Genomic DNA, 10739 nt, shown 5'->3' on the forward strand with positions numbered 1-10739 from the left:
ATGGTCGGTCTTCTGATCCCACGCATGTGTGCTCCCCCGTGCCGGTGCCGGGTGGTCCGCGGCAACCCGGCCGACGATAGGCGCGGATCCGGCCGACCTCGAATCCCGTACCGAGGCTTGGCGCGTTCTCGGCGGTATGCGGCTTGAATCAGATCCGGGAAACGGCCCTCAGGCGCGGAATTCCGGATTCAACTTGATTCACGCTGCAAGTAAGGTGCGGCATTCCGTTTTCCGCGAAGTACGGCTATCCGGAACGGTGTTGCGGGAATGTCAGACCGCTCCCGCGAAACGCATTCGGAATCCTCACGGCGCGCTGTGTCGCGGGGGACGAGGCGGGCGGCCTCAGGGCAGGAGGCGGGCGAAGACGACGATGTTGTCGAGGTAGGTGTGGCCGGTGAAACGGCCGCCGCAGGTGATCAGGCGGAGTTGGGGGTCGGGGCGCGGGGCGTAGACGGCCTCGGTAGGGAACGCGTCCTTGGCGTAGCTCCGGACGGACGTCACCTGGAAGCGGACGGTCCGGTTGTCGTCGAGGGTGACGCGGATGACGTCGTTGACCCGCAGGAGTGAGAGACGGGAGAAGACGGCGGGGCCGCCGGGGGAGTCGACGTGGCCGACGAGCACGGCGGGGCCGGGGGCACCGGGGACCGGGCCCGCGTCGAACCAGCCCGCCCGGCTCGGCCGCGAGGGGGTGTCCAGGGCGCCGGAAGGGGTCAGGCCGAGCGGTTCGAGCGGGGTGTCGACGTCGATGGCCGGGATGGCGAGCGCGCGGGGCCGGGCGTCGGTCGCCTCCGTCGGGGCCACGGGCCGGCTGACGACCCGGCCCGGCTCGGGGGCGACCGCCCCGACGGCGGCGCGCGCGTGGCCGGAGCCCGGCCGCGTCCCCAGATTCGCGGCGAGGCCGACGGCGCCGCCCGCGACCGTCACCACTCCGAGGACGGCGAGCGCCCCGGCCGCTCCCCGATGACGCGGCCGGGGCCGTGCGTGTCGCGGCGCCATGACGCCGCTCAGCCGCGCCGCAGTCGGCGTACCGACAGCACCAGCAGGCCGGAGCCGATGACCAAGGCGGCTCCCCAGCCGACCAGTTGGGGCGTACGGGAGCCCTCGGCCGCCGCCTTCCGCTGGTCGAGACCGCCGAAGCCCGCGTCCACGCCGCCGTGGGGCTGACGGCTCGGCCCCGCGGAGTCGGTGAGGTCGAGCAGGCCGGGCGCGGAGCCGGTGGAGGACAGGACGACCAGCGTGTGCGTGCTGCGGCCGGTCAGTTGGACGGTACGGGAGGTCGTCGCGGCCCCGGCCGAGACCCGTACGGTCGTGCTGCCCGCGGACACCGTGCGGTACGGGGTCGAGGCGGGGAAGCGCAGCGAACCCTGGTTCAGCGCGGCCACGTGGACCGCGACGGCGGGCTGGCTCAGCGACGCCTGGATGACCCGTACCGCCGCCTGGCCCTGCGGGGCCGACAACTGGTCGGAGAGCGTGCGCAGTTGCAGCGCCGAGTTCGGGCCGAGCCCGGCGACGGTGTACGCGCGGCCCTGCACGACCCGCACGGTCGAGGAGATGACCGGCGACACCGACGCCGGGTCGCCCGCCTTGCGCATCGCGACCGTGTACTGGCCGGTGGCGACCGACTCGTACGGCGAAGCGTGCCCGTACGACACGCTTTTGAGCACCATCGCGGCCTTCGATCCGCCGAAGGGGTAGAGGTAGACGTCCACCGGCGGCGTACCGGGCGAGAAGTGCGCCAGCCGCAGCCAGCCGCCGGACCAGGCGGGAGCAGCCGACGCACCGGCCGCGGCCGGGCCCGCCAGCACCGCGGCGCTGAGCGTGAGAACGGCGGCGGCGCCGAGCGCGGCGGACCGCGACGAGGATCTGGACGACGGTCTGGACGACGATCCGGTGCGCGCGGTCGCCCGCGGGAAAAGCCTCATGCGAAGTCCTTCTGACGGGCGGATGCGCCGATTGGTCCGGCGTTCAGGGGCGGGGGCGTGGTCTGGGCCTGCGTCGGTGCGGGCCGGGGTCGGGCCGTCTGACGGGCGGGTGTGCCGGCCGGCTCGGGGTTCGGGGGCGGGTTCGGGTGCGGGGCCTGTGTCGGGGCGGCTCGGGGCCGGGCCGCCCAACGGGGTGGGCCGGTCGGTTCGGCGTTCACGGTCGAGCCGGGGGCCGGTACGGGGTCGGCTTCGGCGTCCACGGTCGAGGTCCGGGTTCGGGCCGGGCCCGGAGGGCGGCCCGTGCGGGGGCGATGCGGCGTTCACGACGGCGAGTTGGCGCTGACGAGACCGTCGGGCGCGGGCTGGTCGTACAGCACGGTCAGGACGGCGGGGGTTCCGGCGCCGCCGGTACGCGCCGCAGTCCGCAGCGGGCGGTAGGGCGGCTGCTGGGCGTCGACGAGGGCGCGCAGCGCGGCGGCCTGCGGTCCGCTCCCCGTGGCCGGGGTGCCGTCCACGCGCCAGATCGCCACGCCGCCGCGCGGGACGTCGGCACCGGCGCCGGGCGCGGGCGCGTCGAAGGACGCGACGGTGAGGGTGTGACCGCTGCTGAGGACGGCGAGCAACGCGCAGACGCGCAGGTCGACATGACCACCCGTCAGAAGCGCGCGCGTGCCGCCCTGGAAGGTGATCCGCTGGTTGGCGGCGAGCGCCGCCCCCGAGAAGCGCCGCTCCGCGCGGTCCGCGGCGGCCACGCGCTCGTACGCCGTACGCCCGGCGTGGGCGATCGGCAGCACCTCGGCGCGCTGCGCGTCGGCCGCCGCGTCCGTCCCGCTGCCGCTGCCGGGCCCGTCACCCGCCTCGTCCCCCGCCTCGGTCCCGTCACCCTCACCCCCGCCGAACACGGCGAGCGGCTGCGGGCCGGTCAGATCCCGTAGCGCGTCCCCCGCCATCGCGCGCAAAGGGCCGGTGACGACGGCGACATCGGCGCCGAGCAGCTGCTGCGGAGAGGAGGTGACGGTGAGCGTGGAGCCCGCGGGGAAGCCGTGCGACACGAGCGCGGCGCAGACGGCGACGTCGCAGGCGACGACGTGGGTGGGGCCGATGTGCCCGGCCACCCAGGCCGCGACGGCGTCGCGGATCGGCGGCGGCGTGGACGGGGAGACCGACGCGGAAGACGACGCGGACGACGACGCGGACGACGACCCGGACGCGGACGCGTTCGGATCGACGGCCGCCGTCGGCCGGTCGGAGCCCTCGGTCCCGGACCCGGTCCCGGAGCCGCCGCGGTCGCGCAGGACGACCACGGCCGCCGCGGACACCACCGCCAGGACGAGCACGGTGACCGCGAGCGCCCGGCCCCGGTGCCGCCGGGCGGCCTGTTCGCCGGGCGCGGCCGGCGCCTTCGGCCTCAGCCCGAGGTGGCGCCGGACGAAGGACCGCAGGGTGTTCCAGTAGATCCGGAGCCAGGACGGCTCGTCGGGGCCGCCGGGTCTGGGAGGTTCACCAGGCCCCGACGGCCCCCCGCCCCCGGACGGTCCCGCGGCCTTCCCCTCCCGGGCCGCGGGTTCGAGCCCCGGCACCAGGCCGGGCGGCAGGCCGAGCGCCGGTCCCGGCGGCCGTGGCCGCCGTACCGGTGTGCGGGGCTCGAAGAAGTTCTGCGACATGGACCGCTCACGGGTTGGAAGGGGAACGGCGCCCGCGCGGCGGTGACGACCGCCGCCCGGACGACCGGGACCGGGGCGTCACGGGCTGGTGCCCGCTTCCGCGAAATCGGCCTCCCCCCTGAGGAAGCCGACTCCGCAGCGCCTCGGAGCGAAAGGAATCCAGCCCGAATATCAGCACACTTGAACGAAACTGACAAGCCCTCTCACTTTCCGTTCAATCTCGGACACGGAGTGAATCCCGAATATGCCCGCTGCGATCAAACATGCTGGTCAGCGCGGCGAGAGTGGTGATGATCATTACGGTGATCCTTTTACTCGCGAGTAATTCACTCACGCACCACAAAGCTCATCGGGAGCGTCCCGGTATTCGGGCACGACAAATTCCGGACGCGGGCTGAATGCGCAGAAATTCAGCAGATCCCGCGGTCCGGAAACGACACCTCCACAGCTCAGTGGAGGTAAGCGGCAGGCCCGGTCCTTCCCGTACGACGACCACACGGAGACGCTCTCCTGCCCCGTATTCGGAGCCGCTCCGGCCGCGGATGGGTCGCCGGCCAGGATCAGTCGGGGAGCACGACGGTTCGCCGTGCGGCGGCGATCAGGGCCCGCCCGATGTCGGCCTCCGGCTCGCTCGCGGCGGTGAACCGGCCGGTCTGGACGCCGTGCACGGCCAGGAACACCGTGTCTACGTGCGGCGACTCGATCGTGGCGAGCGGCAGGCTGCCGACGTGCACGCGCCGCAGCACCCCCCGCTCGTGGAGCGAACGCGAGCTGCGCCGCCCGTGCCTGCGCCTCCCCGAGATCCGGGCCTCCACGCTCGCCGACGAGGGCGTGGCCCTGGGCGCCCTGCGCCTGGCCCTGGACGAGGTCGACCACCGCCTGTTCGGTACGGGCCTGTCCGCCCCCCTTCCGCCGCGCCGCCACTGACCCCGGAACCCCGGCTCGTGTTGGTCCGAGCCGGGGTTCCCCCGGAGGTCTCGCGCGCCGAAGGTCAGACGCGGTCGGCGACGATCATCAGGTACTGGAAGCTGCCGTTCTTGTACGCGGTCAGGAAGGCGTCCTCGACTCCGGTGACCAAGTGGTCGGCGGATTTGCGCAGTTCCCAGTACGGGATGGTCGCGGCCGTCAGGTCCTCGACGTGGGTGGGCACCAGCCGGTGCTTGGCCATCGCCTGGAAGTACGCCGAGCGCGGGTGGATGTCGCAGATGTAGTGGGCGTTGATCAGGGACACCTCGCGGGACGCGCGCCCGTACGTGTCGTTGTAGCAGCCGGTGATGACGACGTAGCGACCGCCGCGGCGCAGCAGCCGGGCGTGCTCGGCGAAGAGCAGGTCCAACTCCACGTACATCGTCGACTCGTTGTTCCACGACGCGGCGTAACCGCCGGTCTGGAAGCCGGTGTCGAGCATGTTGCGGTGGTGGTAGCGGACCTTGCCGTCGATACCGCGCGCCCGCGCCTGCTCATTGGCGAAGTCGGCCTGCTTGGTGGAGAGCGTGACGCCGTCGGCGTGGCACTGGTAGCGCAGATTCGCGGTGACGCTGCCGCCGCCGCGCCCGCAACCGGCGTCGAAGACCCGGTCCTCGGGGCTCAGCGGGCCCAGGTGCTTGGCGAGGAGTTCGGCCTGGGCGTGTTCGAGCCGGTGCAGTTCCGTGGTGATCAGGTCCCGGCGCCTGGCGGGGTCCGTCTCGTCGAGTACGGACCAGTCCACGTCGCCGACACCGTAGTGGTGGTGGTACAGGTCGTCGATCCTGCCGAGTTCGAGGTTGACCGGATTCTGTTCGGCGTTCCAGTAGTCCGCGACGCGGGTCTGGTACGTGGACTGGGCCGGAACCGGTGCCTTGGCGACGCCGGGGTGCGAAATGGTCAACGCTGACTCCTCTTGGTACTGGGATCGGTCATCGTGCCGTGGAGCGGGTGAAGCGGCCTGCGCCTACCAGTAGTTGGGCAGGCGGTATCGGTGGGTGTTGGTCGCGTGCCATTCGTGGTTGCCGGCCACCCAGTCCGACAGCCCGCGTGCGTACCGCGCGACCAGCGGTGACGTCGCCGACGCGGCGGCGGCCTCCTCCTCGAAGGAGCCCATGATCCGGTTGTGGATCTCGACGCTCTCCAGATAGGCCGCCTTGAGTCCGCATCCCTCGTTTGCGGCCACGACCTGCGGCAGATTGAGGTGCGTCGGGTCGCCTTCCAGCTCCTTGGTGAAGGAGTAGAGGTCGTTGACGATGGTCGTCGCGTTGCAGGCCAGCGCCGTGATCCGCTGGATCTCCGGCCGCGCGTAGACGGCCTCGGGCAGCTCGTACCCGTCGACCGCGTCGATGATCGACAGGCAGGGGCGGAAGTTGTTGAACTGCCGCATCACCAGGTATTCCCACACCTGCGGGACGAAACGCTTCTCCGCCCAGGCGGCTTCGGCGAGATAGCCCAGGTGCAGCCGGGCGATGTCGTGCATGAAGCGGGTGGTCTGGCTCGGGGTGGCGAACTCCGCGTAGTCCCTCATCGCCCAGTGGTACGAGCGCAGGGGCCCGTCCGCCTGCATGCCGAGCCGCCACTGTGCCTCGGACTCGGGCGTGCCGTGGTGCGGGTCGATCGCCGACTGGGCCATGAGCAGCGGCCCGCCGAGGCCCTGGTGGGAACCGCCTCTTCCCTCCTCCTCCTCGCAGTAGCAGGAGTCCACCAGGTTCTCGGCGAGCAGCAACTCGCCCGCGACGGTGAGCCGTTCGAGGTCGGCGGCGCCCGGATGCTGGAGCACCACGGCCCGGCCGAACTGGAATCCCGCGAAGTCCCCGTTCCACGCGGGCGGGAACAGGTCGAGGCCGCGCGCCCACTCCTCGAGCCGCCGGTCCACCTCGTCGACCTTCGCCTGGTCCACGGGCGGCGCGGGCTGGTACCTGAGACCGGGAACGGCCCCGGTGCGCCGGGCCTTGAGCGTCCGGGTGAGGTTCTGCGGACCGGGCAGTTGCCGGGGGACGGTCGGGGTGACGGCGGCCACCGCGGTGGCCGCCGCCCGCGACACGTCCGTGTCCGGGGGCGCGCCCGTCGCGTGGTCCACGCTCGGCCCGGTCACTCGACGGTCCTGCCGAGCTGGACGTTCTCCAGGATGCCGACCGCGTCGGGCACGAGGATCGCCATCGAGTAGTAGGCGGTGACCAGATAGCTGATGACCGCCGTCGTGCTCACCCCCATGCGGCGCATGTTCAGGCCCGGTTGGAGCTGATCCGGCAGCGCGGTCGGGAGCAGGCCGACCACGCCCTGGTCGTCCTCACCGGTACGCAGCGCGATGATGCTGCTGGTGTGGTGCGCGGTGACCGGGATCTTGCCGCAGGGCAGCAGCGGCACACCGCGCCAGGCGGGCACCGCGTGCCCGTTGACGTCGGCGAGGCCCGGCATCAGACCGCGCTTGCTCACCTGCCGGAAGAAGGCGGTGATCGCCTTCGGGTGGGCGATGAGGAAGCGGGTGCCGCGCCGCATGGACAGCAGCTCGTCCAGGTCGTCCGGTGTCGGCGGCCCGCTGAAGGTGCTGATCCGCTGGTCGTACTCGGTGTTGTGCAGCAGCCCGAAGTCACGGTTGTTGACCAGCTCCCACTCCTGGCGCTCGCGGATCTCCTCGATGGTCAGCTTGAGCTGCTGCTGAGTCTGGTCCATCGGGTCGTTGTAGAGGTCCCCGACCCTGCTGTGCACGCGCAGCGTGGTCTGGGTCAGCGACAACTCGTACTCGCGCGGGGCCAGTTCGTAGTCCACGTAGCCGCTGGGGATCGACGGCTCGCCGCGGTGCCCCGCCTGCGTCGGGACGTCCGCCTCGCCGCGCCGGTTCGTCGGCCGCCGCTGCCGCTCGGCGTACGCGGCCAGGTGCGCGGCGAAGGAGGGGACGCGGTCGGCGACTTCGGCCACGACGGTCCAGGGGACGGTGAGCAGGACGGCCGCGGTGTCGGCCCGCGCCGAGGACGTCCACCGCGGCTCGTCCTGGCCGATGGCCTCGTCCCCCAACTGGCCCCCGTCGGTGACGACTCCGGTGACCGCCTCCTCCCCGTACTTGCCCTCGGTGTACCGGGTCAGCCGTCCGTGGACGACGAGGTAGGTGTCGGTGATCGGCTGCCCTGCCGTGAACAGCGCTTCTCCGGCGCGCACTTGGCGGACCTCGTAGCGGCCGGCCAGTTCCCGCAGCACGCCGGTGTCCTGGTAGCCGCGCAGCGCCGGGAGTTCGGTCAGCGTCTCCGGGATCACCCGGACGTCGTCGGCGCCGTTCTGGTCGAAGCTCACCCTGCCCTGGCCGACGTGGAGTTGGAGCCTGCGGTTGACGCGGTAGGTGCCGCTCGGGACGTCCACCCAGGGCAGCATCCTGAGCAGCCAGCGCGAGCTGATCCCGCGCATCTGCGGTTCTGACTTGGTGGTGGTGGCGAGTTGCCGCGCCCCCAGGGTGCTGAGGCTGGTGAGCCGCGCGCCGTCGCCGGGTGCGGCGGGCGGCGGCTCGTCGGTCGTGGGGCTGGTGATGCTTTCCGAAGCGGGCACTTTGCCTCCGGGACGGGGAACAGAGCTGTGCGCACAGGCCGGTCGCGGACCGGACGGCCCGCGGGACCGAACGGCCCCGGGACCGGACGGCCCACCGCACGGGAACCAGCGAAACAGCCCGGGTCGCCGTCCCGGTACGGCGCGCGGGGGGCGACTTCGCGCCGCGAGTGGTGCAAACCTGCCGGCCGAGGCGGGAAGGGGCGCGCGCCCCCGCGATCACCTCAGCCCGCCGCCACAACGCCGCCGCCAGGCGTTTTCCCCACCCTTCACGGGTTCGGGTGATCCCCCCGTCACAAGGTTTCACCCCGGCGCGCCCCCTGCCCGCGCGCCGTTCGCGGGACGCGGGAAGGGCCCCTGAGGGGCACGTCTCAGACGGTGTGGACGGTGACTCCGGCCGCCGCGAGGGCTTCGGTCTCCTCGGCGGGGGCCGCGCCGTCCGTGACGACGGCGTCGAGGGCGGTCGGCGCGGCGACGAACGCCAGCGCCGTACGGGAGAACTTGGCCGCGTCGGCGACGGCGATGACCCTGCGGGCGGCGGAGATCGCGGCGCGCTTGACGGCGGCGTCGGCGAGGTCGTAGGCGGTGAGGCCGTCGGCCGCGGTGAGGCCGCAGCAGCCGATGACGGCGGTGTCGAAGCGCAGGGAGGCGAGCGACGCCTCGGTGAGCGGTCCGGTGAGGGCGAGTTCGCCGGGGCGGGGCTCGCCTCCCGGCAGCAGCAGCTTGACGTGGGCGGCGCCGGTGAGGGCGTTGGCCGCGTGGAGGGACAGCGGCATGACGGTCAGGCGCCGGTGTTCCAGGGCGCGCGCGACCTCAAGACATGTGGTGCCGCTGTCGAGCACGACGGACTCGCCGTCGGTGAGCATCTGCGCGACGGCGGCGGCGATCCGCCGCTTCGCGTCGCTCCCGTCCTGCGCGCGCAGCGCGAACGGCGGCTCCTCGCCGCGCAGCAGCAGGCTCCGGGCGCCGCCCCGGTAGCGCTCGATGACGCCCTGCTCGGCCAGCGCCTCCAGATCGCGGCGGATCGTCATCTCGGAGGTGTCGGTGAGTTCCGCCAGGTCAGCGACGCTCATCCGGCCCGCCTCGCGCACGGCCTCCGCGATCCGCCGCAGCCGTTCCGCCGCCCCGGCGTGCGCCGCGCCGCCCGTTCCCTCAGTACCGCCCGCCGTACTCGCCATGACGCAATCGAACACCCGAGATGTTCGGATTGCAACTTTACAAACAGAGAATCTGTTCGTTACGTTCGAACCATGGAGAGATCCCTGCGGGCCGGACGGCTGGCCACCTTCGCCTTCTTCGCTCTCAACGGCTTCGTCCTGGGCATGTGGATCGTGCACATTCCCGCCATCGAACACCGCGTGGGCATCAGCCACGCCGTGCTCGGCTGGCTCCTTCTGCTGCTCGGCGGGGGCGCCTTCATCGGCATGCAGCTCGCCGGGCCCCTCACCGACCGGATCGGCTCCCGCAAGGTCGTACCCGCGAGCGCCACGCTGTGCGCCGCGGCCGTCGTCCTGCCGGGCCTGGCCACCAACCCGTGGGCGCTGGCCGCCGCCCTGTTCGTCTTCGGCTTCGGCAACGGCTCCCTCGACGTCAGCATGAACACCCACGCCGTCCAGGTCGAGCACGGATACGCGCGGCCCATCATGTCCGCCTTCCACGCCGTCTTCTCGGTCGGCGGCGTCATCGCCTCCCTGCTCGGCGCGCTCACCTTGAAGCTCGGCTGGAGCCCGGCGGTCACCCTCGGCGCCGCGGCCCTGGTCGGCCTCGCCGTCATGGCCCTGGCCGCCCCGGCGCTGCTCCCCAAGGAAGTGGCCGAGCGGGCGGACGCGAGCGCGGCCACGGATACGGCCACGGGCGCGGCGACGGCCACGGGCGCGGCGACGGATACGGATACGGCCACGGATACGCCCAAGGCGGCGGCCAAGTCCGCGCGCAAGACCCCCTCCCGTATCTGGATCCTCGCCGCCCTCGCCCTGATGCTCATGCTCAGCGAAGGCGTCGCCAACGACTGGAGCGTGCTCCACCTGCGCGACGTCCTCGACGCCCCGCAGGCCACCGCCGCCCTCGCGTACGGCGCGTTCGCCACCGCGATGACCGTCGGCCGCTTCCTGACCGACTCGGTCGCCGCCCGCGTCGGCACGGTCGCGGTCCTGCGGTACGGCTCCGCCCTCGGCGCCGTCGGTCTCGCCACTGCCGCGCTGTCCAACAGCGTCCCGCTGGCCCTCATCGGCTGGACGGTCTTCGGTATCGGCCTGTCCGGCTGCATCCCGCAGCTCTTCAGCGCCGCCGGCCACGCGGACAAGGACGCGGCGGGCGCCAACGTCTCCCGCGTGGCGGGCCTCGGCTACCTCGGCATGCTCGCGGGCCCGGCCGTCATCGGCCCGCTCACCCACTTCATGCCGCTGAACGCCACCTTCGCCCTGCCGGTCGCCTTCTGTGTCATCGCGAGCGTCGCGGCGGGCACCCTGAAGCCGGACGCGGAGCCGGACGCGGCGGCCGGGACAGGCGCGGCGGTCGAGCCGGACGCAGCGGCCGGGACAGGCGCGGCGGTCGAGACGGACACGATGACGGAGACGGACGCCGCCAGTGCGCCGCACGGGGCCTGAGTGTCAGGCGGGGCTGACGAGCCCCCTGCGTTCTTGGACACGATCCG

General features: G+C 72.8%; 9 protein-coding genes. 2 read left to right on the top strand and 7 right to left on the bottom strand.

What is annotated here, in order from left to right; translation table 11 throughout:
• Nucleotides 1-342: 342 nt before the first annotated feature.
• From ACIQCJ_RS03595 to ACIQCJ_RS03605, 3 genes are all read right to left on the bottom strand, one after another.
• Nucleotides 343-996: a class F sortase gene (locus ACIQCJ_RS03595; protein WP_355336335.1), complete on the bottom strand. Its 654-nt coding sequence runs from the start codon at nucleotides 994-996 to the stop codon at nucleotides 343-345.
• A gap of 8 nt (nucleotides 997-1004) precedes the next feature.
• Nucleotides 1005-1922 carry a DUF4397 domain-containing protein gene (locus tag ACIQCJ_RS03600; protein WP_402710588.1) on the bottom strand — a complete coding sequence of 306 codons (918 nt, stop codon included), beginning with the start codon at nucleotides 1920-1922 and terminating at the stop codon, nucleotides 1005-1007.
• A 320-nt stretch (nucleotides 1923-2242) separates the two neighbouring features.
• Nucleotides 2243-3586 carry a hypothetical protein gene (locus tag ACIQCJ_RS03605; RefSeq protein WP_402710589.1) on the bottom strand — a complete coding sequence of 448 codons (1344 nt, stop codon included), beginning with the start codon at nucleotides 3584-3586 and terminating at the stop codon, nucleotides 2243-2245.
• 681 nt (nucleotides 3587-4267) lie between these two features.
• Between ACIQCJ_RS03605 and ACIQCJ_RS03610 the strand changes: the two genes are divergently transcribed.
• Nucleotides 4268-4513: a hypothetical protein gene (locus ACIQCJ_RS03610; RefSeq protein WP_402710590.1), complete on the top strand. Its 246-nt coding sequence runs from the start codon at nucleotides 4268-4270 to the stop codon at nucleotides 4511-4513.
• 64 nt (nucleotides 4514-4577) lie between these two features.
• Here ACIQCJ_RS03610 and ACIQCJ_RS03615 read toward each other — a convergent pair whose 3' ends face one another.
• From ACIQCJ_RS03615 to ACIQCJ_RS03630, 4 genes are all read right to left on the bottom strand, one after another.
• A complete protein-coding gene (locus tag ACIQCJ_RS03615) occupies nucleotides 4578-5453 on the bottom strand; it encodes a geranyl diphosphate 2-C-methyltransferase (protein WP_355336343.1) in 876 nt (291 codons plus the stop codon).
• 63 nt (nucleotides 5454-5516) lie between these two features.
• Nucleotides 5517-6572 carry a family 2 encapsulin nanocompartment cargo protein terpene cyclase gene (locus tag ACIQCJ_RS03620; protein ID WP_355336438.1) on the bottom strand — a complete coding sequence of 352 codons (1056 nt, stop codon included), beginning with the start codon at nucleotides 6570-6572 and terminating at the stop codon, nucleotides 5517-5519.
• A 71-nt stretch (nucleotides 6573-6643) separates the two neighbouring features.
• Nucleotides 6644-8089 carry a family 2B encapsulin nanocompartment shell protein gene (locus ACIQCJ_RS03625; protein ID WP_402710591.1) on the bottom strand — a complete coding sequence of 482 codons (1446 nt, stop codon included), beginning with the start codon at nucleotides 8087-8089 and terminating at the stop codon, nucleotides 6644-6646.
• 368 nt (nucleotides 8090-8457) lie between these two features.
• Nucleotides 8458-9264, bottom strand: a complete 807-nt coding sequence (locus tag ACIQCJ_RS03630) for a DeoR/GlpR family DNA-binding transcription regulator (RefSeq protein WP_355336345.1) — start codon at nucleotides 9262-9264, stop codon at nucleotides 8458-8460.
• A 72-nt stretch (nucleotides 9265-9336) separates the two neighbouring features.
• Here ACIQCJ_RS03630 and ACIQCJ_RS03635 point away from each other — a divergent pair, with 72 nt between their 5' ends.
• The gene (locus ACIQCJ_RS03635) at nucleotides 9337-10692 is read left to right on the top strand and encodes an MFS transporter (protein WP_402710592.1); all 1356 of its coding nucleotides are present in this window, start codon (nucleotides 9337-9339) and stop codon (nucleotides 10690-10692) included.
• Nucleotides 10693-10739: the final 47 nt, after the last annotated feature.

Origin of the sequence: Streptomyces sp. NPDC093221 (assembly GCF_044753885.1) — a bacterium.
Taxonomy (GTDB): Bacteria; Actinomycetota; Actinomycetes; order Streptomycetales; family Streptomycetaceae; genus Actinacidiphila.

Coding starts and splice junctions, on each gene's coding strand:
- ACIQCJ_RS03630 (WP_355336345.1), bottom strand. CDS start 9,264: ATGGCGAGTACGGCGGGCGGTACTGAGGGAACGGGCGGCGCGGCGCAC.
- ACIQCJ_RS03605 (WP_402710589.1), bottom strand. CDS start 3,586: ATGTCGCAGAACTTCTTCGAGCCCCGCACACCGGTACGGCGGCCACGG.
- ACIQCJ_RS03635 (WP_402710592.1), top strand. CDS start 9,337: ATGGAGAGATCCCTGCGGGCCGGACGGCTGGCCACCTTCGCCTTCTTC.
- ACIQCJ_RS03595 (WP_355336335.1), bottom strand. CDS start 996: ATGGCGCCGCGACACGCACGGCCCCGGCCGCGTCATCGGGGAGCGGCC.
- ACIQCJ_RS03600 (WP_402710588.1), bottom strand. CDS start 1,922: ATGAGGCTTTTCCCGCGGGCGACCGCGCGCACCGGATCGTCGTCCAGA.